The organism is Roseomonas sp. KE0001 (assembly GCF_016107285.1).
In the GTDB taxonomy this organism is placed as follows: Bacteria; Pseudomonadota; Alphaproteobacteria; order Acetobacterales; family Acetobacteraceae; genus Pseudoroseomonas.
Window position 1 is genome coordinate 377,615 of record NZ_RCVQ01000001.1, and the last position, 22,747, is coordinate 400,361.

Genomic DNA, 22,747 nt, shown 5'->3' on the forward strand with positions numbered 1-22,747 from the left:
CAAGGTGACAGGATGAAGCCTCAGGCCCGGTTCAATATCAGCTACTGGCTGGCCGCCCTGCTGGGCATCGCCATCATCCAGTACGTGATCGCCGCCCAGCAGGCGGTGGCGCCGATTCCCTACAGCCAGTTCGAGCAGCTGCTGCGCGACGGCAAGGTGGCGCAGATCGGCATCTCGGACCGCTTCATCCAGGGCCGGCTGAAGGAACCGCTGGAGGGCGGGCAGACACGGTTCACCACGACCCGAGTCGACCCGGATTTCGCGCAGGAGCTGCAGCGTTACAATGTCGAGTTCACCGGGCAGGTGGAGAGCACCTTCCTGCGCGACCTGCTCTCCTGGATCATCCCCATGGCGCTGTTCATCGGCGTCTGGATGTTCCTGTTGCGCCGCATGGGCCGCGGCATGGGCGGGCTGATGCAGGTCGGCCGCAGCAAGGCCAAGGTCTATGTCGAGACCGACACCCGCGTCCGATTCGAGGATGTGGCGGGGGTGGACGAGGCGAAGGACGAGCTGCGCGAGATCGTCGACTTCCTGCGCAATCCCCAGGAATACGGGCGCCTGGGCGGGCGGATGCCCAAGGGCGTGCTGCTGGTCGGGCCGCCCGGCACCGGCAAGACCCTGCTCGCCAAGGCCGTGGCGGGAGAGGCGAGGGTGCCCTTCTTCTCGATCTCGGGCTCCGAGTTCGTCGAGATGTTCGTGGGCGTCGGCGCCGCCCGGGTGCGCGATCTCTTCACCCAGGCCCGGGAGAAGGCGCCGGCCATCATCTTCATCGACGAGCTGGACGCCATGGGCCGTGCCCGCGGCGTCGGCGGCTTCGGCGGCGGCAATGACGAGAAGGAGCAGACGCTGAACCAGCTCCTGGTGGAACTGGACGGCTTCGATTCCTCGACCGGCCTGGTTCTGCTCGGCGCGACCAACCGGCCGGAGATCCTGGACCCGGCCCTGCTGCGCGCCGGGCGCTTCGACCGGCAGGTGCTGGTGGACCGTCCGGACAAGAAGGGGCGGATCGACATCCTGGCGGTGCATCTTCGCAAGGTGCAACTGGCGCCGGATGTGAGGCCGGAGGAGATCGCCGCGCTGACACCCGGTTTCACCGGGGCCGACCTCGCCAATCTGGTCAACGAGGCGGCGCTGCTGGCGACGCGCAGGCAGGCCGAGGCGGTCGCCATGCAGGACTTCAACAACGCGGTCGAGCGCATCATCGCCGGCCTCGAGAAGCGCAACCGCCTGCTGAACCCGCGCGAGCGGGAGATCGTCGCCTATCACGAGATGGGCCATGCCCTGGTCGCCATGGCGGTGCCGGGCTCCGACCCGGTGCACAAGGTCTCGATCATCCCGCGCGGCGTCGGCGCCCTCGGCTACACCATCCAGCGCCCGACCGAGGACCGCTTCCTGATGACGCGCGAGGAACTGGAAGGGAAGATGGCGGTGCTGCTCGGTGGCCGGGCGGCGGAGTGGATCGTCTTCGGGCACCTCTCCACCGGCGCGGCCGACGACCTGGCGCGCGTGACCGACATCGCCCGCTCGATGGTGACGCGCTACGGCATGACGGATCGCATCGGCCATGTCTCGCTGGAGAAGGACAGCCGCTCCTACCTCGCCCCCACCCTGCCCGGCATGGGCGGGACCGAGCGGAACTACTCGGACGAGACGGCGGCGGCGGTCGATGAGGAGGTGCGCGGCATCGTGCAGCAGGCCTTCGAGAAGACCCTCGCCCTGCTGGGCGAGCGCCGGGAGGTGCTCGAGCGCAGCGCGCGCCAGCTGCTGGAGAAGGAGACGCTGGACGAGGCCGACCTCCGCCGCGTCGCCGGCCCCTTCTCGCCGACGGGGTGAGGACTGGATGCGGCGGAAGATTGCTCACTATTCAGCAAGCGGGAACCCGCGGCGGCCATTTGAAGCGGAAAATCGAGTATTTATCGGAATGATTAATTATTAAGAATTAATCCAAATTATGATCCCGAACCTCATGGCGGCGGCTATAACCTTCTAGCGGAGGTGGTGCAGTCCTTTGTCAGCACCAGCAAAAGCCGGGAACATGCAATGTCGCCAGTCGTGGACGTCTCCGAGGACAGGATCTCTCCGGGCGAATGGGATGACTTCGCCATGGCGTGCGGAGCATCGTTCCGTTGCGCCTGGCATGCCCTGTGGGCCTGGCAGCTGGATCATCATCGCCTCTTCCGCCTGCGCCGGCTGGAGATCCTGCTCGTCGAGGACGGGCGGCGGACCAAGATCGCGCAATGCGCAGTGGGGATCGGCCGGCGGCGGCGCGTCTTCGCCGATTCCCTGCAGCTCCTGCCCGGCCATGCCCACCGCTGGAGCGAGGTCATGCAGGCGGTCCTGCGGCATCTCGGCCCTGGTGCATACCATTACGGCTCGCAGTGGAATCTGGAGGCTCCGCGCGAGCCGTTGCTGCAGGCGCTGCCCGGCGTCGTCATCACGCAGGTGGAGCCCATCACCCTCGATGTGGTCGACTTCCGCCAGTGGCCGCATTGGGACGGCTATCTGCGCGAGGTCAGCAGCAATGCCAAGCGCAACGCCAAGCGGGCCCGCGAGACGCATCCCGACCTGGCGGTGAGCCTGCGGCATGGCCTGGCGTCGCTGGCCGACTGGGGCGCGCTGAACGGCTTGCGGGCGCAGCTCTCCAGCCGCAAGGCTCTGGGTCTCACGCTCCGGCGCACCCTGCCGCGCTTCCTGCTGCGCCTCGCGGCCCTTGGTCCGCGCAACTTCATCGCCATCGCCCGCGCGGGGGAGAACGGATTGGCCGGCTTCTCCGGCATCGACTTCGGCGCCAACACCTATTTCCTGGAAGCCGGTTCCGGCGCGGTCAATCAGGGGGCGTCCTGGTACCTGATGCTGGGCATGCTGGAGCGCGCCTGGCGCCGTTCGCCCCAGGGCGCCTTCATCATGGGCGCCCAGTACGAGCGGCAGGTCCGCGACGAAGGACTGGCTTTCTCCCGCCGCCAATGCCGGGTGCAACGCCTGCCGACGAGCGAGATCCTGTTCGAGTATGACGGCAGCACACGGCTCCCGGCCCCGGTCCCGGCCCGTCCCGCCGAATCCCTGCGCGAGGTGGTGGAGGAACTGGCCCTGGCCGCCCGGATCGGGCTGGAGGGTAGCAACAACCTCCCCGCCTGAACCGGGGTCGGCGCCTCCCCGGCGGCAGGGCCGGGGGCGCTGGCCGCCGTTCACGGCAGCCGCATGAAGTTGGCCGCGCCGGAGGCCCGGGCGATCAGCGCCTGCATGGCGGGATTGCTGGCGCCATCGGCATCCGTCAGCGCATCCATCGGGCAGAAGTACTCGTGCGCCTGTGGCATCTGCGTGCGCGCGAAACCGTCATACTGCCGCGTCTTCAGGCCATAGAGCACCCGCACATCGCGTACCGGCAGCACCAGCGGCTCCTCGGGCGCCTGGCGCAACAGCTTGATGCGGCGCCAGCGCGGCAGCGGATCGTCCGCCTGCAACGGCGCGGTCAGCCAAGCCGCCGGGCAGACGGCCAGCAGGGACGTGGTGGACGGCGCGAAGCGCGAGCGCTTGTCCAGCAGATTCTGCAAGGTGGAGCAGGCCTCGATGCAAAGGATGTCGACATAGGCATCCGCCGGATCGGGGCTGAAGTGCAGCCACAACCCATCCGGCACCGTGCGAAGGCGATTGGAGCCGGGCAGGCGCAGGAAGGGATGCGTCACCGTGTCAGGCTCGCCGGGACGGGCCCGCATCCAGATGCCCTTTTGCTTCAGCGAATCCAAAGCTCCTGGCGGCTTCTGGGGCCAGCCGCGCAGGCGTCGGCGCACAAGGTCATCCAGCGAGCGATGCTGGAGATCCGCCCTCATCATATCGCCCATTTCAGTAGTTCCACCCGAGATTTTCAACCTACAGGCGTATATCAGCCAATCGCGGTATTGTGATCAAGGTAAATTCATCAAAAATAAAGAGATCCCGGGAGAAAAGGTCTCAGGGAGTTCCGCCTCCAGAGGCTGGCGGCAGACCCAGTACTTCAATGATACTTCCCGTGGCGCGCGGCGGGACAATGGTTTGCCACAAGTTCTTGATATTCTACTTCATGTTGTCCTGCGGCACGAAAAAGCCCGCCACGGCGCTGCCGGGCGGGCTCATTCTGGTCATGGGCGAAGGCGGGCGGCGGGATGCCGCATCCGCGGGTTCAGCCGCGCTGTTCGACCGACACGACGTCGCGCTGCGCGGGGCCGGTGTAGATCTGCCGCGGCCGGCCGATGCGCTGCGCCGGATCCTCGATCATCTCCTTCCACTGGCTCACCCAGCCCACGGTGCGCGCCACCGCGAAGAGGACGGTGAACATGTGGGTGGGGATGCCCATCGCCTTCAGGATGATACCCGAATAGAAATCGACGTTCGGATAGAGCTTGCGGGAGACGAAATAGTCGTCTTCCAGCGCGATCTTCTCCAGCGCCATGGCGAGATCCAGCAGCGGCTCGTCCTTGATGCCAAGCTCGGCCAGGACCTCATGGCAGGTCGCCTGCATGATCTTCGCGCGCGGGTCGAAGTTCTTGTACACGCGATGGCCGAAGCCCATCAGCTTCACGCCGGAATTCTTGTCCTTCACCTTCTCGATGAAGTCCGGGATGTTCTCGACGCTGCCGATCTCGCCCAGCATCTTGAGCACCGCCTCGTTGGCGCCGCCATGCGCGGGGCCCCAGAGCGCGGCGATGCCGGCGGCGACGCAGGCGAAGGGATTGGCGCCGGTGGAGCCCGCCAGCCGGACGGTGGAGGTGGAGGCGTTCTGCTCGTGATCGGCGTGCAGGACCAGGATGCGGTCCATCGCGCGGCTGAGGATCGGGTTCGGCTTCCATTCCTCGGCCGGCACGGCGTTCAGCATGTAGAGGAAGTTCTCCGCGTAGGAGAGATCGTTCCTCGGATACATGAAGGGCTGGCCGATCGAGTACTTGTAGGCCCAGGCGGCGATGGTCGGCACCTTGGCGATCAGGCGGAAGGCGCTGATCTCGCGCTGCGCCGGATCGTTGATGTCCAGGCTGTCGTGGTAGAAGGCGGAGAGGGCGCCGACCACGCCACAGAGGATCGCCATCGGGTGGGCGTCGCGGCGGAAGCCGTCGAAGAAGCGCCGCAGCTGCTCGTGCACCATGGTGTGCAGCGTCACGCCACGGTCGAAGTCCTTCAGCTGCTGCGCCGTCGGCAGCTCGCCGTTCAGCAGCAGGTAGGAGACCTCGAGGAAGTTCGACTTCTCGGCGAGCTGCTCGATGGGGTAGCCGCGATACAGCAGCACGCCCTCGTCGCCGTCGATGTAGGTGATCTTGCTCTCGCAGGCGGCGGTTCCGCCATAGCCCGGGTCGAAGGTGAAGACGCCCAGTTCACTGTAGAGCTTGCGGATATCGAAAACGTCCGGGCCGATCGAGCCCTGGATCAGCGGCAGGGTGGCGGACTTGTTGGATCCGTCCAGCGCGACGGTGACGGACCCTTTGGCCGTGCTGCTCATGGCGTCTTCCTCATATCGGGGGGCGCGCCGGACCGGCCGGCGGCGTCGATGGTGCGTTGCGACATTAGGCGTCGTGGTGCCGGATTGTCCATCCGGCCGGGGGCCTTGTCGCGGGTATCGCAGGCCCTCGCCGGGCGGGAGGCGGCCCGCCGCCGGCGAAGGGCCGCCGGGCCGCCCGAGGGCCGTCGTCAGGGCCGCTCGCGCCAGGCCCTGGGCGCGCCGGGCGGGTGGGACCAGAGGCCGAGCCGCGCCTGCCGCGCCGCCGCCTCCGCCGCGACCAGCCGGGTGTCGGCCCCGTCCGCCGCCAGGGCCCAGCCGGCGGCGATCAGCGTCGCGTTGGCCTCAGCGCCGCCGGCCTGGCAGACACCCAGCGCCCGCCCGAACCGGTCGCTGCCCCGCACCTGGCACGACACGTCGCGGCCGCGCAGCAGGCGGGCGAGGGCCTCGGCGGCCGCGGCGCCGCAATCGAAGCCGATGCCGGCGGCCGTGCCGCAGCTTTCGCCCCGGGCCGGCGAGAGCACGCCCCGCAGCCGGAGGGCACGGTCGCCGAGGAGCAGCGTGTCGCCATCGACGATCCGCAGCCGGGCCGCCGTGGCCTGCCACTGCTGCTCGCGGGGCGCGGATCCCAGGAGATGGGCGGGCAGGCCAAGTCCGGCCAGCACGAGCATGGCCAGGGCGCCCCCGCAGGCGAGTAGCGCGCCGCGCCAGCGCCGGGGCTGGCGGGCGGGTCGGAAGAGGCGGCGGCGACGGGGCACGGGAGGAATCGTTAAACCACCGATAGGCGCTGTTTCAAGCACCACACGCAGGCGTGGTCGTGTTCAGCCGCCCTGCCAGAAAGTGTCCTGCCGCTCGAAGCGGCGCCAGGCCTCCAGCGCCGCCGCCCGGCTGTCGCGGGCCGCGGCCAGGGCCCAGCCCTCCGCCAGGCCGCCGGCCCAGGCCGAAGCACCGCCGCCCTCGGCCAGCCCGGCGATCAGATGCCGTGCCGTCACGCTGTCATTCGACAGGCCCAGCGCCTCCTGGAGTTCCGAGAGCCGCTTGAGGAAGCGGCGCGCCGCCTTGCCGGGCCAGAGCGGGGCGAAGAGCTCCGCGGTGTAGCGCAGGCGCTTGGCCTCCAGCCGCAGCTCATGCAGCTCGGTGTCGGACAGGGTGTCGATGTGGCGGGCGCGCCGGATCATCTTCCGGCGGCGCCGGTGCAGCAGGTGGCGCGCCTCCGGCCGCAACGGCCGTGCCGGCGCGGCATCGCGCCAGGGCGGCAGCAGGGCGAGACGCGTGGCCTGCCACATCATCCGCCGGAAGGGCGCGTCCTCCAGCATCGTCCGCAGCCTGGCATAGGCGTCCAGGCGGCGGCCCTCGGCCACGCGCAGCAGGCGGGCCCAGCGGCGATCCTGGCCCACCGCCCGGGACAGATCCGAGGCCAGGCCACGCAGGAACACGTCCATCTCCCGCGCGTCGCCGAGCGCGCGGGCGAAGTCGCGCAGGGCGGTGTCGAGCGCGCGCAATTCGGGCCCGTCCAGCAGGGGCCGGAAGGTCTTCAGGCAGGAGCGCAGCCGGCGGGCGGCGACGCGCGACTGATGCACCCCCTCCGGCCCGAGATCGGGGCGGCAGAGCGGCGCCTGCGCCAGGATGGCCTCGGCCAGATGGCCGATGGCGAGCGGCAGGGCGGCCTCGACGGTCTCCACCGCGCCCAGATCCGGCGCGCCGCGCCGTCGCGGCCGGGCCGGGCCGCCCCGGGCGAGGGCGAAGGCCTGCTCGTCCAGACTGGCGCCGGCCGGCAGCAGCGGGAGCGTTTCGGCCAGGGCCTCGACGAGGTCCAGCACCGCCGGCGCCGGCCCGGAGAAGGTCACGCCGCAGAAGGGCGCCTCGGGCGCGGTGGCGGTCGCGGCGCGCAGCCGGCCCTGGCGGAACCGCAGGGCGATGCCGCCCAGGCTGCCGCGCCCGGTGCGCCCGGCATAGCTGGCGCGGGGCAGGAGGATCGCGCCCTCCAGCGCATCCGGCACGGCCTCGGCGGGGAGGGGGTGGGGGGCACCGGCACTCAGGCCGGGGGCCGAGGGGCCTTCCGGCGGCATGAGGGGATAGAGGTCCCGCGGGCCCCGGAGGCTGGCGCGCAAGGCCAGGCCGGCCTCCGCCAGCCGGCCCTCGGCACTGTCCAGCCAGAGCCATTCCTCCGGCACGGTGCGGGGGCGCCGCAGCCCGGCCAGGGCGGGGTGCCGCCACAAGGCCGCTGCCTGCCCGGCTGGCAGCGTGGCCTCCAGGGTCAGGGAGGGCTGGGCCGGGGGGGAGGCGGGCGCCGGCGCCGGATCGCTGGTCATCCCGCCATCTCTGGAAGGTCGTTGGGAGCGACGAAGCGCACGAGCCGCCCGCCGCCCGCCTCCAGCAGCCGCCAGGGCGCGGCGATGGCGAACTCCGCCAGCGCGCCGGTCGGATATCCTCCCGCCAGCCGCTGCGTGCCGGGGGCCTTGCCCGCCATGCCGGCCGGACCCGCCAGGGCCAGCGCCAGGTCGTGCAGGCCGGGATTGTGGCCGATCAGCAGCAGGCTGCGCGCCGTCTCCGGTGCCTCCCGCAGGGTCTCCATCAGCCGGGGCCAGGGCGCCAGGTAGAGATCGTCCATCGGCTCGACCAGCGGGCTGTCCGGCAGCGGCGAGAGGGCCTCGAGCGTCTGCAGCGTGCGCCGCGCGGAGGAGACGAGCACGATGTCCGGCGCCAGGCCGAGTTCGCGCATCACGCCGGCCATGATGGTGGCGGCGCGTCTGCCCCGCGTGTTCAGGGGCCGGGCGTGGTCCGGCAGGCTTGGATCGTCCCAGGACGACTTCGCATGCCGCAGCAGGAGCAATTGCCGCATGCGGCCAGTTTGGCACGGCACGGCCCGTCTGTCTCGGGGGGGACGGAGGACAGGCTTCCGCTTTCCGCTGGCGGTCCCATCTCTGTCCGCGGGAACGAGGGGCGAAGCATGGCGACAGGGCGACGGATGAGCGGCGGATCGGTGGGCCGGCGGGGCCTTCTGGCGGCCCTGCTGGCGCTGCCCGGCCTTTCCGCCCGCGCCGCCATCCCGCCGGCGGGCTACCGCTTCCGGGTCCTGCGGGGCGACAGCGAGATCGGCACGCATCTCGTCCGCGCCGAGCCGGACGGCACCATCCGGACCGAGGTCGCCCTCGCGGTGACGATGCTCGGCATCACCGTCTACCGCCACGCGCATGACTATTCCGAGCGCTGGCAGGGCGAACGCCTGCTGGGCTTCGCCTCCCGGACGCTGCGGAATGGCCGGGAGACGCGGCTGCGGCTGGTGGCCACGGCGGAGGGCCTCGCCGGCGAGGGGCCGGAGGGCGCGCTGCGGCTGCCGGCGGAGGCCGCGCCACTGTCCTGGTGGGAACCCGGCCGCATGGGGCGGCCCCTGTTCAACGCCCATACCGGCCGCATGCTGGACGGCGCCCCCCGGCGCGACCAGCTCGGGGCGCTGATGCGGTGGCGCTGGCCGGAGGGCGACATGGCCGCGCTCTATGATGCCGCGGGACGCTGGGTCGGTTTCACCATGCGCTGCGATGACGGCAGCGCCATCCGCTACGAGGCGTTCTGATCCGGCCATCCTGCAATCGTGATGACGTCCTCGCGGGGGGAGGGCGCATTAAACCTCGGAGCGGACAGGGCCGGCGGATCGCGCTCCCCTTGTGATGCCCGACGCGGACAGCCCACCGGCTAGACAATTTCTCCTGGAAGCATCGGCATGGCGTCCTGGCTTCACGGCCTTCTGGCCCAGTCCCCCGAGATCGCCATCTTCCTTTCGCTGGCCGGCGGCTACTGGATCGGCAAGTTCCGCTTCGGCAAGTTCCAGCTCGGCGGCGTCGCCGGCTCGCTGCTGGTGGCGGTGCTGATCAGCCAGCTCGGCGTGCATGTCGACAACGGCATCAAGGCGGTGCTCTTCGCGCTGTTCATCTACGCGGTGGGCTTCGAGAGCGGACCGCAGTTCTTCCGCTCCCTCGGCCGCCACTCGGTGCGGGAGATCATCCTCGCCGCGGTGCTGGCGATCAGCGGCCTCGTCACCGTCGTCATCCTGGCGCGGATCTTCGGGCTGGACAAAGGCATGGCGGCCGGACTCGCCGCCGGCGGGCTGACCCAGTCGGCGATCATCGGCACCGCCGGCGCGGCGATCGAGAAGCTGGGCCTCGCCGCCGATGAAACCCAGCGCCTGCAGGCCAATGTCGCCATCGGCTACGCCGTGACCTACATCTTCGGCTCCTTCGGCGCCATCCTGATCTGCGTCAACGCCCTCGAATGGCTGATGGGCCGCAGCATCCGCGACGACGCCATCAAGGCCGAAACCGCGTTGCTGGCGGGCGCGCCGGTCTATGGGCCGGGGGAGCAGCCCGCCATGCCGCCGCTCGTCGGGCGGCTCTATCGCATCGGCGCCTCGGCCGGGCGGAGCGTCGCCGAGCTGGAGGGCATGGCGGATGACACGGTGAGCGTCGAGCGCGTGCGGCGCGGCAATGCCCTGATCGGCCTGCAGCCGGACCTGCGGCTGGAGAAGGACGACATCGTGCTGATCGTCGGACGGAGGCCCGGCGTGGTCAGCCTGGCATCGCAGGCGGGCGACGAGGTGCAATCGGCCGAGGGCATGGATGTCATCATGCTGACGCGGGACGTCGCCGTGGCGAACCGAGCGTTCATCGGCCATACGGTCGCGGAGATCCGCGGTCAGGTGGACGAGGCGGTGCGGCATGGTGTCTATGTCACCGGCCTGACGCGGGCCGGGAAGCCCGTTCCGGTGACGAAGGAGACGCGCGTCGAGGCGGGGGACGTGGCCACCCTCTATGGCTCCGCCAAGGATGTGGAACGGGCCGTGCAACTCGCCGGCACCGCCGTGGTGCCAAGCGACAAGACCGATTTCGTCTTCCACGGTCTCGGCCTCGTCGTCGGCCTGCTGATCGGCCTCCTGGTGCTGCGGATCGGCGCCGTGCCGCTGACGCTTGGCAGCGGCGGCGGCGCGCTGCTCTCAGGCCTCATCTTCGGCTGGTACCGCAGCCGGCACCTGGCCATCGGCAACATGCCCACCGCCGCCTCCACCCTGCTGCGCGACCTGGGCCTGGCCGGCTTCGTCGCCGTGGTCGGGCTGCAATCCGGGCTGCAGGCCGTCAGCACCATAGCCAGCAGCGGGCTCTCGATCTTTCTCCTGGGCGTCGTCGTCACCGTGGTGCCGCTGGTCGTCACCATGCTCGTCGGGCGCTACCTGCTGCGCTACGACAATGCGGCGATCTTCGCCGGCGCGCTGTCAGGGTCGCGCAGCGCCAATCCGGCCTTCGGCGAGGTGCTGGACAAGGCCGGCAACGCCATCCCGACCACGCCCTTCGCCATCACCTATGCCCTGGCCAATGTCTTCCTCACCCTTCTCGGGCCGCTCGTCGTCGCCTTCGCCTGAACCGCCAGCAAGGACAAGACGCCCATGACCGACTACAGCCAGTACGCCAAGCTCAGCCCGTTCGAGCTGAAGGACGAACTCATCCGGCTGGCCTCCGGGCGGGAGAACCGGCTGATGCTGAACGCCGGTCGCGGCAATCCGAACTTCCTGGCCACCCTGCCGCGGCGCGCCTTCTTCCGCCTCGGCCTCTTCGCGACGAACGAGGCGGAGCTTTCCTTCTCCTACATGCCGGATGGCGTCGGCGGCCTGCCGCAGCTGGAGGGGATCGAGGGCCGCTTCGAGCGCTTCACGGCCGAGCATCGCGACCAGCCGGGCGTGCTCTTCCTCAGCCGCGCGCTCAGCTATGTGCGCGACCAGCTCGGGCTTTCGGCCTCGGATTTCCTGCATGAGATGGTCGAGGGCGTTCTCGGCTGCAACTACCCGGTGCCGCCGCGCATGCTGCGCGTCAGCGAGGAGATCGTGCGCAACTACATCGTCAAGGAGATGGTCGGCGGCTATCTCTCGACAGGCGGCGTCGACCTCTTCGCCGTGGAGGGCGGCACCGCCGCCATGGCCTATGTCTTCCACACCCTGCAGCAGAACGGCCTGGTCCGGCGCGGCGACAAGGTGGCGATCGGCCTGCCGGTCTTCACGCCCTATATCGAGATCCCCGAACTCGCGGAGTACGGTCTCGAGGAGGTGGCGATCCACGCCGATCCCGCGCAGAACTGGCAGTATCCGGATTCCGAGCTGGAGAAGCTGAAGGACCCGGCGGTCAAGATCTTCTTCTGCGTCAACCCGAGCAATCCGCCCTCGGTGAAGATGGATGACCGCAGCCTGCAGACCGTGGCGCGCATCGTGGCGCAGGACCGGCCGGACCTCTTCATCCTGACCGATGACGTCTACGGCACCTTCGCCGATGACTTCCGCTCGCTCTTCGCGGTCTGCCCGCGCAACACCATGCTCGTCTATTCCTTCTCCAAGTACTTCGGCGCGACAGGCTGGCGGCTTGGCGTCATCGCCACGCATCGGGACAATGCGCTGGACGCGGCGCTGGCGGCCCTGCCGGAGGCCGAGAAGGCCGATCTCGTCACGCGCTATTCCTCACTGGTGCCGGATGTCGCGGCACTCCGCTTCATCGACCGGCTCGTCGCCGACAGCCGCGCCGTGGCATTGAACCACACGGCCGGGCTCTCGACGCCGCAGCAGGTGCAGATGGTCCTCTTCTCGCTCTTCGCCCTGATGGATGAGAACGAGGGCTACAAGGCGCAGCTCAAGAAGCTGATCCGCCGCCGCGAGGCGACGCTCTACCGCGAGCTGGGGATGCCGCCGCAATCCGATCCGAACGAGGTGGGCTACTACACCCTGCTCGATCTGGAGCGTATCGCGCGGCACCTCTATGGTGAGGAGTTCGCCGCCTGGATCAAGGAGAAGGCCGGTGCCGGGGACATGCTGTTCCGCATCGCCGACCAGACGGGCATCGTGCTGCTGCCCGGACGCGGCTTCGGCGCCGACCAGCCGGCCGGTCGCGTCTCCCTCGCCAATCTCAACGAATACGAGTATGCGCGGATCGGGCGTGCCCTGCGCGGCATGGCGGAGGAGTACCACGCCGCCTTCGAGAAGGAGAAGGGCGCGCCTCCGGGCTGAAGGCGCGCCGCCGCGGCCGGTTCAGGCGTGCTCCAGCCGCGATCCGGCCGGCCGCACCACATCGCCGTGGCGCGCCGCGTGCAGCACCTCCGGCGTGACGTCGCGGACATCCCGGGTGCCGGTCAGCGCCATGCTGACATCCAGCTCCTTGCGGATGATCTGCAGGGCCTGCGTCACGCCGGCCTCGCCACCCGCCGCCAGGCCATAGAGCCAGGCCTTGCCGATCATGCAGCCCCTGGCGCCGAGCGCCAGCGCCTTCAGCACGTCCTGGCCCGAGCGCACGCCGCCGTCGAAGAGGATCTCGGTCTTGTCGCCCACCGCCTCGGCGATCGCCGGCAGCACGGAGATCGAGGAGGGCGCGCCGTCGAGCTGCCGTCCGCCGTGGTTGGAGACGACGATGGCATCCGCCCCGGTATCGGCGGCGATCCGCGCGTCATCGATGTCCAGCACGCCCTTCAGGATGAGCTTCCCCGGCCAGATGCTGCGGATCCAGGCGACGTCCTTCCAGGACAGCGAGGGATCGAACTGCCCGGCGATCCAGTGCGACAGGGTGGCCAGGCCCTCCTTCGCGCCCGGCGCCTCGGTCAGGTTGCCGAAGGTCTTGCGCCGGCCGCGCAGCACCTTGAGCGCCCAGGATGGCTTCGTCATCACGTCGAGCGCGTTCCGCAGCGTCAGCTTGGGCGGCACGGCCAGGCCGTTCTTGATGTCGTTGTGCCGCTGGCCCTGGATCTGCAGGTCGAGCGTCAGCACCAGCGCCGAGCAGTTCGCGGCGATGGCGCGCTCCACCAGGGAGCGGCTGAAGCCCCGGTCGCGCATGACGTAGAGCTGGAACCAGAAGGGCAGCTTGGTCGCCTCCCAGACATCCTCGATCGAGCAGATCGACATGGTCGAGAGGGTGAAGGGGACGCCGAAGGCATGCGCCGCGCGGCGGCCGAGGATCTCGCCATCGGCGTGGAACAGCCCGGTCAGCCCGGTCGGCGCGATGGCCACCGGCATGGAGACCGGCTCGCCCAGCATGGTCGAGGCCAGGTTGCGCTCGGAGACATCGATCATGACCCGCTGGCGCAGCTTCAGCGCCGCCAGATCCTCGCGGTTGGCGCGGTAGGTCGCCTCGTCGTAGGAGCCGCGGTCGGCGTAGTCGAAGATGGCGCGCGGGATGCGGCGGCGGGCGATCCGGCGCAGATCCTCGATATTGGTGACGGTCGGCATGGCGCATCCTCCGGCGGCGGGTCGGTGGCCGGCATTGTCACCCGCACCGCGCTCTTGGTAAAGTCTTTTGACCAGGAGGAGGGAGCATGCCCGACCCGACCCGACCGCCGCCCAGCCGGCCACAGCCGATCCGGCCGCAGCCCCTGGCCGGCGCCGTGGCCAGCCATCTGGAGACGCTGATCCTGGAGGGCGTGCTGCGTCCCGGCGAGCGCCTGGCACCGGAGCGCGAGCTGGCGGAGGCCCTCGGCGTCTCGCGCCCCTCGCTGCGCGAGGCGCTGGCGCAGCTGGAGAACAGGGGCCTGCTGACCGGCTCGCGAGCCGGCACGCAGGTGGCGGATTTCCTGGCGCCGCTGAGCGGACCCCTGGCCACGCTCTTCGGCCAGAGCCCGCGGATCGCCCGGGACTATTTCGAGTATCGCAGGCTGATGGAGCCGGAGGCGGCGGCCCTGGCGGCGCGGCGCATCACGGACCCCGAGCGCGTGGCGCTGCGCGAGGCCCTGGCCGCGATGGAGGCGGCGCACCGGCGCGCCGTGCCGGCGGAGGAGGCGGAGGCCGATCTGCGGCTGCACCGGCTGTTGCACGAGGCCAGCCACAACCTGGTGCTGCTGCATGTCCTGCGCGTCCTGGCCGATCTGCTGCGGCGGGGCATCCTGGTCAGCCACGAGCAGTACTGGCGGCGCGACGATCTGCGCGGCGCGATCCTGGCGCAGCATCTGGGGATCGGGGAGGCGGTGCTGGCCGGAGACGCGGCGGCGGCGGCGGAGGCCATGCGCGGCCATATCGACTTCACCGAATCGGCCTTCCAGGCCTTCCGCGCCGGTGAGGAGAGGCTGGCGGAGAGCCTTCGCATGCGCGATCGGCGCGGGCTGGTAGCGGAGGATTAGCCGAGGCCGCCGCCGCTTTGTTCCGGCGCCGGCTGACCCTACACTGCGAGAACGCGTCATCGGTCGGGCGGAGGTGGGGGATATGGCGGAACGATGGCCGGGTGGAGCGGACGTGATGGACGAGGCCACCGCGCGGCTGCTGGCCGGGCCGGTCGGCGAGGCCATGGCCGAGGCGGCCCGCTATGCCGGGCAGGCCCTCTCCGCCAACACCCTCCGGGCCTATGCCAGCGACTGGCGCGCCTTCCAGGCCTGGTGCGAGGCCGGCGGCGCTCGCGCCCTGCCGGCGGCGCCGGTGGTGGTGGCCGGCCATCTCGCCAGCCTGGCCGGCCGCGTCGGGCGCAGCGCGCTCTGGCGTCGGCTGGCCGCGATCGGTCACATGCACCGCCAGGCCGGCGAGCCCTGGGACCAGCGGCATCCGGCCATCCGCGCCACGCTGCGCGGCATCCTCGGCCAGCATGGCGTGGCGGCGCGGCCGGCGGCGGCGCTGACCTCGGCCGAGGTGAAGCGCCTGCTGAACGCCTGCGGCACCGACATGGCGGGCCTGCGCGACCGGGCGCTGTTGCTGGTCGGTTTCGCCGGCGCGCTGCGCCGCTCCGAGATCACCGGCATCGACCGCGAGCATCTTCGCTTCACCGCCGAGGGCATGACGGTCGGGATTCCACGCGCCAAGGGGGACCAGGAAGGCGAGGGGGCGCGCGTCGGCATCCCGCGCGGGCTCAACCCGCTCACCTGCCCGGTGCGGGCGATGGAGACCTGGCTGCAGCGGGCGCGCATCGAATGGGGGGCGGTGTTTCCCAGCCTGACACGGGGCGGGCGGCCGCGCGGCCGGCTGAGGCCCGCCGGGGTCTGGTTCATCCTGCGCCGCCGGGCCGAGCGCGCCGGACTGGCCGTGGATGCCGCCGAGCGCCTGTCGCCGCACGGGCTGCGCGCCGGCTGCATCACCGAGGCCTATCTGCGCGGCGCGCTGGACGAGCAGGTGATGCACCATGCCCGGCAGAAGAGCATCGCCACCACCCAGGCCTATCGCCGCCGCGCCCGCATCACCCGCGACAGCCCCGCCCGCCTGCTCGACCTGTGAGGGCCGCCGCATGATCCCGGAGCGGACCGACTGGCTGCGCCACAGCCTCACCGTCATCGGCGCCACGGCGGAGGTGGCGCGGTTCCGTGCCGCGGCGGCAGGGCCGGGGATCATTCCCTGGCGGCGCGACCTGGCGCGGCTGGAGGAGGAATGGTTCCTCGGCCTGGCCGCGCCGCCGGAGGGCGAGCGGGCCATCAGCCTGCGGGGAGCGCGGCTGCTGGCGCGCCGGCTGCGCGACGCCGTGGCCCTGCACGAGGCCCGGGCGCAGGCGCGCGCCATGGCGGAGGATCGTGCCTGTCCCTTCGACCTGCACCGCCTTCTGCCGGTGCCGGCGTCGCTGCTGGCTCTCGGCCCGGACGAGGCGGAGAGCCGGGACTGGCTCTGGCGGCACTGGGGCACCGGCCGCGCCGTGCGGCAGGTGCACGAACTGCCCGTGACGCGGGACCGCCGGTTGCGGCGGACGGACCGTTGGGTCGTGGCCTTCTGGTCGGCCGACTGGTCGCCCTGGCCGGCCCTGCTGCGGCTGCGGCGCGGCTGGCCGGCCCTGCGCCTCGATCTGGCGCCGCATTACGATGACGGCTGACACCGCCCCGCCGCCCGCCATGCCCTGGACGGAGGAGGCGGATCCGGCGGAGCGGCCGGAGCTTCTCACCGAGCTGGGGCGGCTGCCGCTGCTGCCGCTGCTGGAGGCGCTGGCCTCGGCCCTGGCGGCGCGGCGCGTGTCGCTGGAACGCCAGGGCGACTGGGTGTTGCTGGCGAGCGAGCTGGTGCTGCTGCGGTCGCGGCCTCCGCCACCCCGTCGGGCCGGCGGGGCGGCGGAGGCCGCGGCGCGGCAGCGGCTGGAACGGCGCGGGGCGCTGCCCCCGGCCCGGGCCGCCGCGGACTGGCTGGCCGCCCGCCCGCAGCTCGGGCAGGCGGTCTGGGGCCGCGGGGCGCCGCCGCGCGAGGCGGCGGCCGAGAGCCCGGCGGAGCGGCAGCTCGCCTTCTGGGAGGCGTTGCTGGCCGTGCTGGAGCCGCGCCCTGCCGAAGTCATGCCGGACGCCGGGCCGCCGGCGGCCCCTCCCGTCCGGCGGGCGTCACGGGCCCTGGCCCGGCTGCGGCGGAGGATGGCCGGTGCCCCGGTGCCCTGCCTGCTCCAGGACGCCCTGCCGCCGCTCGGGGAAGGGGCGGGCGCACGGTCCGTCCGCCTGGCGCTGGCCGACACCTTCCTGGCCGGCCTCGAGCTGGGCCGGGAAGGGGTGCTGCGGCTGGAGCAGTCCACCCCCTTCGGGCCGATCCTGCTGCATCCGGCGGGCTGAACGGCCCAGGCCTCCGCCTCGCCCCCTCCGGGCGTTCAGTCGATGGCCGAAGGGTGCCGCGCGAGGGGCGTGACGGTGATCTCCATGAAGGGAAAGAGCGGCAGGGTGGAGAGGATGCCGTGCAGCTCGTCATGATCCGCCACGTCGAAGACGCTGATATTGGCGTAGCGGCCGGCGACCCGCCAGAGATGCCGCCACCTGCCATCATGTTGCAACGCCTGCGCCACGGCCTTCTCCTCGGCCTTCAGCCGCTCGAAGGCCTCGCGGTCCATATCCGGCGGAACGCGCACATCCATCTGCACACAATAGAGCATGTCCAGTCCTTTCTCCCTGTTCGCCGCCTGGGTGTCGTCCCGGGTTCCGCCCGGAAACGGCGCGGTCCTGCAATCGGAGGTGGCATTCCGCTTGCCGGACACCGCGCTTCCATCTAGCTCGGAAACTGTCGCCCTGCAGCTTCGGAGCAATGCGGAATGGCCGTCGGACCGCCAGATTGTCCCAGTTCGCCGGCCGCCGGAAGGCAGGCCCGGGCAGCGGCGGGGGAGGCCGGCCCGGCGGGGTCCCGCCGCCGCTCCCTCATCGCCGTCATCGGCGCCGCCACCATCTTCGGCCTGACCTACAGCCTGACCGCGCCGCTGGTGGCGCTGAACCTGGCCGAGCGGGGGCTGGGCGAGACGATGATCGGGCTGAACGCCGCCATGCACGCCGTGGGGGTGCTGCTGGTGGCGCCCATCCTGCCGCGGCTCGCCGGGCGGTTCGGGGCGCGGCCGCTGATCCTCTTCGCGCTGCTGCTGACGGCGGTCCTGCTGCCGCTGTTTCCCGCGCTGCCGCTCGTGGCGGTGTGGTTCCTGCTGCGCATCGGCCTCGGCATCGGCGCCGAGATCCTGTTCGTGCTGACCGAGAGCTGGACCAGCGAACTGGCCGACGACGCCACGCGCGGGCGCGTCATGGCGACCTATACCGCGCTGCTGTCGCTGGGCTTCGCCGGCGGGCCGATGATCCTCTCCGTCACCGGGCCGGACGGGGTGCTGCCCTTCGCGGCCGGCGCCGCGGTGTCGCTGCTGGCGCTGCTGCTGATGCTGCTGCCCGGACTGCGGCAGCCGGCGATGCGGGCGCATGGGCATGGCAATCTGTGGCGCGCCATGCGGCTCGCGCCCGTGGCGATGTCCACCACCGCGCTGAATGCCGGGGTGGAGACCGCCGGCCTCTCCTTCCTCACCCTCTATGCCGTGCGGCTGGGCTGGGAGGAGCAGGCGGGGACGCATCTGATCACGACGCTGATGGTGGGCGCCATCCTGCTGCAACTGCCGGTCGGCTGGCTGTGCGACAAGATGGACCGGCGGCGGCTGATGCTCGGCCTCGGCGCCGTGTCGGCCGCCGGCGCCCTCGCCTGGCCGCTGATGCTGAGCCATGACTGGGTGGCCTATCCGGCGCTGTTCCTGTGGGGCGGGGCGTTCGTCGGCATCTACACCACCATGCTGGCGGTCATCGGCGCGCGCTTCCGCGGCACCGATCTGGTCGGGGTCTATGCCGCGATGGGGCTGCTCTGGGGCGGCGGAGCGCTGCTGGGGCCAAGCCTGGCCGGGCTCGCGCTCGACCTCACCCGGCACGGGCTGCCCCTGTTCGTGGCGCTCGCCTGCGGCCTGTTCACCCTGTTCCTGATGGTCTGCCGCGAGCCCGGCCGGCCGGAGCGCGGCGCGCCATGATCCGCATCATGCTGCTGCTGCTGGGGCAGGAGGTGATCCGGCGGCGCTGGTGGGCCCTGCTGGCCACCGGGCTGCTCTGGGGCGGTGTCGGGACCTTCCTGCTGATCGATGCGCTGGACGGGCGGACCCTCATCCCGCCGCGCTTCTTCGGCTGGTTCATCCTGCCCGAGGCCGCGCTCAGCCTGCTCGCCGCCCTCGGCAGCCATGGAACGGCGCGGCGGCTGCGTCTGGTCAAGGGACTAGCGCTGCTCGGCATCGCCCTGCTGCTGCTCAGCGGGTATCACCGCGCCAACTTCATCCTGGCGCTGATCCTCGGCGCCGGCTTCCTCGTCGACGGCGGGCTGCGCATCGCCAGCGCGCATGTGGTGCGCTTCAGCGGCTGGCGCGGGGCGCTGGCCGTCGGCGTGTTCGAGATCCTGCTCGCCATCTGGACGCTGCAGCCCTGGCCGACCTGGTACGAGGCGACGGTGGGCTGCAATGTCGGTCTGATCATGGCGGTGACCGGCTTCGGCATGGTGCATCTCGCCCTGCGGCTGCGGCGGCTGCCGCCGGGGGCCTCAATCACCGCCCTGTTCTCGCGCAACCCGCTGGCGCGGATGCTCCTGCCGCTGGCCCCGGAAGGAACAGGGACAGGGGACATCCCGCCCGGCAGCCTGGTCGTGCATGTCTGGACGCCGACCGGCACGGTCAGCACGCCGCTGCGCCAGCGCGCCGTCAACCGCTACATCGCCGCCGTGGACGCGCAGGGCGTCATCTCCACCGGCCACGCGGCGCTGGAACTGGCACCCGATCTCTACATCAGCCACTACCCGGCGGTGGAGATCGACCGCTCCAGCGCCGACTTCGCCCGCGTCCTGCGGGCCACCGCCGACAATGACGTGCCGGGCCGCTTCCAGCCCAGCTATGCCGAGGAGGCGGCCGGCTGGTGCCCCTCCACCGTGCAGGTGGCGTTCCGGGATTTCGATGCGCGGCGGCTGCGCGGCTTCTGGGCGCGGTACCGGCAGGACCCGACCTACAACTTGACCAGCCGCAACTGTTCCAGCGCCGTCGCCGCCGCGCTGGACGCCGCGCTGGAGGGCGCCTTCGTCAGGCGGCGCCGGCCGGTGCTCTCGGCGCTCGGCGCCATCACCAACCCCGAGCTCTGGGCCGCCGGGCTGATCCGCCAGCGGGCCGAGAGCATGGCCTGGACGCCGGGGCTGGTGCTCGACTACGCCCGCGCCATGAGCGCGGTGGTGCACCCGCCCGAGACGCTCTGGCACCGGCTGCTGCGGCCGAAGGGGCGGGCCCTGTGAGGCGGGGGCCGGGCCTCCGCCGCGCCGGTCCTGCGGGGCTCCCGGCGGGCCCGCCCCTCGCCGGGCGGCTGCGCTGAGGGCGGCGGGGAGGGGGCATGGTCCTGGCGGGCTGCCTGCTGGCCCTGCTGTCGCTGGTCTGGGCCTGCCCGGCGCTGGCCATCCGCGGCCCCGCCGCCGCGCCAGGCTGGCGCCGGGCGATGGCGCTGGGCTGGCTCGGGCTGGGGCTGACCGCGGTGGCCGCCGCCTGGGCCGGCGTGCCCGGGCCCGCGCTCGGCGGCTATGCGCTGGGCTTCGCCGCGCTGCTGCTCTGGTGGTTCACGCTGCGCCCGAGCCATGACCGTGTCTGGGCCGAGGACGTGGCGCGGCTGCTCCGCGCCGAGCGGGCGGGCGAGAGGGTGACACTGCACAACCTGCGCAACTTCACCTGGCGCTCGGCCGCGGATTTCACGCCCCGCTGGGAGAGCCGGAGCTACGATCTCGACGGGCTGGTCAGCGTCGATGCCGTCCTGTCCTACTGGATGGGTCCGGCCATCGCGCACACCCTGGTCTCCTTCGGCTTCCGGGACGGGCGGCACGTCGTTTTCTCCATCGAGATCCGGCGCAAGCGGGGCGAGGCCTTCCATGCGCTGGGCGGGCTGTTCCGGCAGTTCGAGGCCTGCCTGGTGGCGGCCGATGAGCGGGATATCCTGGCGCTCAGGACCAATGCGCGGGGCGAGGACGTTTATCTCTACCGCGTCCTGATGCCGCGCGCGGCGATGCGCTCGCTGTTCCTCGCCTATCTCGACACGGCGCGGGCGATCGAGGCGCGGCCGCGCTTCTACAACACGCTGACCGCCAACTGCACGACCATGGTGTATGAGATGGTCCGCCGCATCATCCGGGGCCTGCCGCTCGACTGGCGGCTGCTGTGCTCCGGCTATCTGCCGGACTACCTGCACGCGGTGGGCGGATTGACGCCGGGCCACACGGTGGCGGAGCTGCGGCGCCGCGGGTGCATCACCAGACGGGCGCGGCGGGCGGGGGAAGCGGAGGATTTCTCCGCCCGCATCCGGCAGGACGTGCCGGGCTATGACGCGGCGGGTACCCCGCTGCCCCTCGGAACGGAAGCCCCCTCAGGGCACTGAGGCCTGGCCAGAAATCGCCCGACAATCTTCCATTTCTTTTGTCAGCAATCCGGGCCGATAACCCCAAATTTAATCTAGGAAATTGATAAAGTTGGATTTCTTATGCGGCAACATTGTCCGATCATGGCTGATGGCGCAAATATTGTCATATTGACGGTCTTCAGGGTGGCGGACTAGGCTCGCCGCAATCCGGAAGGAAGACACCATGTCCAGGCACACGGCCTGGCCGGAGCCATGCTCTCCGGCCCGTTCAGCGGATTTCCTATCCGCCTGAACCCCGCCTTTCATGTCCGGACCGCGCCGTTGCGCCGGCCGCGTCGGGCAGGGGAAGAGGTCAGGACGCCCTGGACAGCGGGCTCTCTTCACTGAGGATCAGCAGCGCGTGTGATGCAGGAACCGGCGCCAAGTCCGGTCTGGAGGAAGACGTCCATGACGACCATCACCCGGCGGGGCCTGCTCGGCACCGCCCTGGCCATGCCCGCCATCGTTCATGGCACGGCGCGGGCTCAATCGGCGCCCATCAGGCTCGCCCTGCTGGCGCCGCTCTCCGGCCCCTTCGCGCGGCAGGGCGAGCTGATGCGCACCGGCGCCACCCTGGCCGTCGAGGACGTGAACCGCAATGGCGGCATCAAGGCGCTGGGCGGCGCGACGCTGGAGCTGGTGATCGCCGATGCCGGCGCCAACGTCGAGCAGGTGACCTCGGCGGCGCAGCGCCTGGCGGCGGACCGCGAGCTGCTTGCCGGCATGGGCGCCTGGGCCTCCTCCTTCACCCTGGCCGCGACCGAGGTGACGGAGCGCGCCAAGCTGCCCTGGATCACCCTCTCCTGGGCGGACACCATCACCGCCCGCGGTTTCCACTACGTCCTCGCCTCCTCGCCGCCGTCCAGCCGGATCATCCCGGCGGCGCTGGAGCCGCTGCTGGCCCTGGCCGGCAAGGTCGCCGGCAAGAAGCCTTCGACCATCGCCTGCATCAATGACGACACGGCGGTCAACCAGGCCAACATGAAGCCGCTGCGCGAGGGCGGCTTCGAGAAGCTCGGCCTGAAGACGGTGATGGACGAGAACTTCAGCGTCCCGCTCTCGGACGCCACGCCGCTGATCCAGCGCCTGCGCCGCGCGCGGCCGGACCTCGTGCTGCTCGGCACCACCGCCACCTCGGATTCCCGCCTGCTGCTGCAGACGCTGACCGAGTTCGGCCTCGGCCAGGGCAAGGTGCCGGTGATCGCGCCCTCGGCCAATTTCGGTACGCCCGAGATGCTGAAGAACATGGGCGCCAACTACCTGGAAGGCGTCATCGGCGTCGCCGGCAACTGGACCTCGAAGCGGCAGGCGGCGCTCAACGCCGACCTGATGAAGCGCTCGGGCGAGCCCTGGCTGATCCAGGACACGCTCTCGCTCTACGGCCATGTGGCGCTCATCGCCGATGCGCTGGAGCGCGCCGGCAAGGCGGACCGCGACGCGCTGATGGCGGCGCTGCTGGCGACCGACACGACCGAGGGCCCGGCGAGGTTCTTCCTGGGCGAGCGGCTGCGCTTCGAGAAGAACGGTCGCCGCGCCGATGCCGTGCCGGCCGTCTTCCAATGGAAGAACGGCAAGCCTCTGACCGTGCTGCCGGAGGCGGATGCCGAGGCGGAACTGTCCTGGCCGCGGCCGGGCTGAGCG

20 protein-coding genes are annotated in these 22,747 nt (G+C 71.2%); 13 read left to right on the forward strand and 7 right to left on the reverse strand.

Annotated elements, in window-relative coordinates; translation table 11 throughout:
* Positions 1-12 precede the first annotated feature (12 nt).
* Both ftsH and D9598_RS01760 read left to right on the forward strand, forming a co-directional pair.
* Positions 13-1,833 carry an ATP-dependent zinc metalloprotease FtsH gene (ftsH, locus tag D9598_RS01755; protein ID WP_198364667.1) on the forward strand — a complete coding sequence of 607 codons (1,821 nt, stop codon included), beginning with the start codon at positions 13-15 and terminating at the stop codon, positions 1,831-1,833.
* A 207-nt stretch (positions 1,834-2,040) separates the two neighbouring features.
* Positions 2,041-3,135 (forward strand): hypothetical protein, encoded by a 1,095-nt coding sequence (locus D9598_RS01760; protein ID WP_198364668.1) that lies wholly within the window; start codon positions 2,041-2,043, stop codon positions 3,133-3,135.
* A 50-nt stretch (positions 3,136-3,185) separates the two neighbouring features.
* Here D9598_RS01760 and D9598_RS01765 read toward each other — a convergent pair whose 3' ends face one another.
* From D9598_RS01765 to D9598_RS01785, 5 genes are all read right to left on the reverse strand, one after another.
* Positions 3,186-3,713 (reverse strand): hypothetical protein, encoded by a 528-nt coding sequence (locus D9598_RS01765; RefSeq protein ID WP_232476801.1) that lies wholly within the window; start codon positions 3,711-3,713, stop codon positions 3,186-3,188.
* Between the two features lie 443 nt (positions 3,714-4,156).
* The gene (gene gltA / locus D9598_RS01770) at positions 4,157-5,464 is read right to left on the reverse strand and encodes a citrate synthase (protein WP_198364670.1); all 1,308 of its coding nucleotides are present in this window, start codon (positions 5,462-5,464) and stop codon (positions 4,157-4,159) included.
* 188 nt (positions 5,465-5,652) lie between these two features.
* Positions 5,653-6,219 carry a thermonuclease family protein gene (locus D9598_RS01775; RefSeq protein WP_198364671.1) on the reverse strand — a complete coding sequence of 189 codons (567 nt, stop codon included), beginning with the start codon at positions 6,217-6,219 and terminating at the stop codon, positions 5,653-5,655.
* Between the two features lie 63 nt (positions 6,220-6,282).
* A complete protein-coding gene (locus tag D9598_RS01780; protein WP_198364672.1) occupies positions 6,283-7,773 on the reverse strand; it encodes a CHAD domain-containing protein in 1,491 nt (496 codons plus the stop codon).
* Positions 7,770-8,303, reverse strand: coding sequence for a histidine phosphatase family protein (locus tag D9598_RS01785; protein ID WP_198364673.1), 534 nt, complete (start codon positions 8,301-8,303; stop codon positions 7,770-7,772). The genes D9598_RS01780 and D9598_RS01785 overlap by 4 nt, the downstream gene beginning before the upstream one ends.
* 126 nt (positions 8,304-8,429) lie before the next feature.
* Here D9598_RS01785 and D9598_RS01790 point away from each other — a divergent pair, with 126 nt between their 5' ends.
* The 3 genes from D9598_RS01790 (at position 8,430) to D9598_RS01800 (ending at position 12,497) form a co-directional block, all read left to right on the forward strand.
* The gene (locus D9598_RS01790; protein WP_198364674.1) at positions 8,430-9,035 is read left to right on the forward strand and encodes a DUF6134 family protein; all 606 of its coding nucleotides are present in this window, start codon (positions 8,430-8,432) and stop codon (positions 9,033-9,035) included.
* A 147-nt stretch (positions 9,036-9,182) separates the two neighbouring features.
* The gene (gene aspT, locus D9598_RS01795; protein WP_198364675.1) at positions 9,183-10,871 is read left to right on the forward strand and encodes an aspartate-alanine antiporter; all 1,689 of its coding nucleotides are present in this window, start codon (positions 9,183-9,185) and stop codon (positions 10,869-10,871) included.
* 24 nt (positions 10,872-10,895) lie between these two features.
* A complete protein-coding gene (locus D9598_RS01800; protein WP_198364676.1) occupies positions 10,896-12,497 on the forward strand; it encodes a bifunctional aspartate transaminase/aspartate 4-decarboxylase in 1,602 nt (533 codons plus the stop codon).
* Between the two features lie 21 nt (positions 12,498-12,518).
* On the opposite strand, the gene D9598_RS01805 is transcribed toward D9598_RS01800, so the two are convergent.
* Positions 12,519-13,706: an alpha-hydroxy acid oxidase gene (locus tag D9598_RS01805; RefSeq protein ID WP_198364677.1), complete on the reverse strand. Its 1,188-nt coding sequence runs from the start codon at positions 13,704-13,706 to the stop codon at positions 12,519-12,521.
* 86 nt (positions 13,707-13,792) lie between these two features.
* On the opposite strand from D9598_RS01805, the gene D9598_RS01810 reads away from it, so the two are divergent.
* From D9598_RS01810 to D9598_RS01825, 4 genes are all read left to right on the forward strand, one after another.
* Positions 13,793-14,590: a FadR/GntR family transcriptional regulator gene (locus D9598_RS01810; protein ID WP_198364678.1), complete on the forward strand. Its 798-nt coding sequence runs from the start codon at positions 13,793-13,795 to the stop codon at positions 14,588-14,590.
* 115 nt (positions 14,591-14,705) lie between these two features.
* The gene (locus tag D9598_RS01815; protein WP_198364679.1) at positions 14,706-15,668 is read left to right on the forward strand and encodes a tyrosine-type recombinase/integrase; all 963 of its coding nucleotides are present in this window, start codon (positions 14,706-14,708) and stop codon (positions 15,666-15,668) included.
* Between the two features lie 10 nt (positions 15,669-15,678).
* Entirely contained in the window at positions 15,679-16,251 is a 573-nt protein-coding gene (locus D9598_RS01820) for a hypothetical protein (RefSeq protein ID WP_198364680.1), read from the forward strand.
* Positions 16,241-16,966: a hypothetical protein gene (locus D9598_RS01825; protein WP_198364681.1), complete on the forward strand. Its 726-nt coding sequence runs from the start codon at positions 16,241-16,243 to the stop codon at positions 16,964-16,966. Before D9598_RS01820 ends, D9598_RS01825 begins: the two co-directional genes overlap by 11 nt.
* A 35-nt stretch (positions 16,967-17,001) precedes the next feature.
* Here the strand turns inward: D9598_RS01825 and catC are convergent, their stop codons facing one another.
* On the reverse strand, positions 17,002-17,280 hold the full coding sequence (gene catC / locus D9598_RS01830) for a muconolactone Delta-isomerase (RefSeq protein ID WP_198364682.1): 279 nt from the start codon (positions 17,278-17,280) through the stop codon (positions 17,002-17,004).
* A 156-nt stretch (positions 17,281-17,436) separates the two neighbouring features.
* Here catC and D9598_RS01835 point away from each other — a divergent pair, with 156 nt between their 5' ends.
* The 4 genes from D9598_RS01835 to D9598_RS01850 all read left to right on the forward strand — a co-directional run bounded on the left by D9598_RS01835 (position 17,437) and on the right by D9598_RS01850 (position 22,744).
* Positions 17,437-18,669 carry an MFS transporter gene (locus tag D9598_RS01835; protein WP_198364683.1) on the forward strand — a complete coding sequence of 411 codons (1,233 nt, stop codon included), beginning with the start codon at positions 17,437-17,439 and terminating at the stop codon, positions 18,667-18,669.
* The gene (locus tag D9598_RS01840; protein ID WP_198364684.1) at positions 18,666-19,961 is read left to right on the forward strand and encodes an HdeD family acid-resistance protein; all 1,296 of its coding nucleotides are present in this window, start codon (positions 18,666-18,668) and stop codon (positions 19,959-19,961) included. The genes D9598_RS01835 and D9598_RS01840 overlap by 4 nt, the downstream gene beginning before the upstream one ends.
* 95 nt (positions 19,962-20,056) lie before the next feature.
* A complete protein-coding gene (locus D9598_RS01845) occupies positions 20,057-21,085 on the forward strand; it encodes a DUF4105 domain-containing protein (RefSeq protein WP_198364685.1) in 1,029 nt (342 codons plus the stop codon).
* Between the two features lie 429 nt (positions 21,086-21,514).
* The gene (locus D9598_RS01850; protein WP_198364686.1) at positions 21,515-22,744 is read left to right on the forward strand and encodes an ABC transporter substrate-binding protein; all 1,230 of its coding nucleotides are present in this window, start codon (positions 21,515-21,517) and stop codon (positions 22,742-22,744) included.
* The last annotated feature ends 3 nt before the right edge of the window (positions 22,745-22,747 follow it).

What these genes read in the sequence shown, in the direction of transcription:
- D9598_RS01810 (WP_198364678.1), top strand. Translation starts at nt 13,793, where the DNA reads ATGCCCGACCCGACCCGACCGCCGCCCAGCCGGCCACAGCCGATCCGG.
- D9598_RS01825 (WP_198364681.1), top strand. Translation starts at nt 16,241, where the DNA reads ATGACGGCTGACACCGCCCCGCCGCCCGCCATGCCCTGGACGGAGGAG.
- D9598_RS01805 (WP_198364677.1), bottom strand. Translation starts at nt 13,706, where the DNA reads ATGCCGACCGTCACCAATATCGAGGATCTGCGCCGGATCGCCCGCCGC.
- D9598_RS01760 (WP_198364668.1), top strand. Translation starts at nt 2,041, where the DNA reads ATGTCGCCAGTCGTGGACGTCTCCGAGGACAGGATCTCTCCGGGCGAA.
- D9598_RS01820 (WP_198364680.1), top strand. Translation starts at nt 15,679, where the DNA reads ATGATCCCGGAGCGGACCGACTGGCTGCGCCACAGCCTCACCGTCATC.
- D9598_RS01845 (WP_198364685.1), top strand. Translation starts at nt 20,057, where the DNA reads ATGGTCCTGGCGGGCTGCCTGCTGGCCCTGCTGTCGCTGGTCTGGGCC.
- D9598_RS01800 (WP_198364676.1), top strand. Translation starts at nt 10,896, where the DNA reads ATGACCGACTACAGCCAGTACGCCAAGCTCAGCCCGTTCGAGCTGAAG.
- ftsH (WP_198364667.1), top strand. Translation starts at nt 13, where the DNA reads ATGAAGCCTCAGGCCCGGTTCAATATCAGCTACTGGCTGGCCGCCCTG.
- D9598_RS01765 (WP_232476801.1), bottom strand. Translation starts at nt 3,713, where the DNA reads ATGCGGGCCCGTCCCGGCGAGCCTGACACGGTGACGCATCCCTTCCTG.
- D9598_RS01790 (WP_198364674.1), top strand. Translation starts at nt 8,430, where the DNA reads ATGAGCGGCGGATCGGTGGGCCGGCGGGGCCTTCTGGCGGCCCTGCTG.
- D9598_RS01850 (WP_198364686.1), top strand. Translation starts at nt 21,515, where the DNA reads ATGACGACCATCACCCGGCGGGGCCTGCTCGGCACCGCCCTGGCCATG.
- D9598_RS01840 (WP_198364684.1), top strand. Translation starts at nt 18,666, where the DNA reads ATGATCCGCATCATGCTGCTGCTGCTGGGGCAGGAGGTGATCCGGCGG.
- D9598_RS01785 (WP_198364673.1), bottom strand. Translation starts at nt 8,303, where the DNA reads ATGCGGCAATTGCTCCTGCTGCGGCATGCGAAGTCGTCCTGGGACGAT.
- catC (WP_198364682.1), bottom strand. Translation starts at nt 17,280, where the DNA reads ATGCTCTATTGTGTGCAGATGGATGTGCGCGTTCCGCCGGATATGGAC.
- D9598_RS01835 (WP_198364683.1), top strand. Translation starts at nt 17,437, where the DNA reads ATGGCCGTCGGACCGCCAGATTGTCCCAGTTCGCCGGCCGCCGGAAGG.
- D9598_RS01780 (WP_198364672.1), bottom strand. Translation starts at nt 7,773, where the DNA reads ATGACCAGCGATCCGGCGCCGGCGCCCGCCTCCCCCCCGGCCCAGCCC.
- D9598_RS01815 (WP_198364679.1), top strand. Translation starts at nt 14,706, where the DNA reads ATGGACGAGGCCACCGCGCGGCTGCTGGCCGGGCCGGTCGGCGAGGCC.
- gltA (WP_198364670.1), bottom strand. Translation starts at nt 5,464, where the DNA reads ATGAGCAGCACGGCCAAAGGGTCCGTCACCGTCGCGCTGGACGGATCC.
- aspT (WP_198364675.1), top strand. Translation starts at nt 9,183, where the DNA reads ATGGCGTCCTGGCTTCACGGCCTTCTGGCCCAGTCCCCCGAGATCGCC.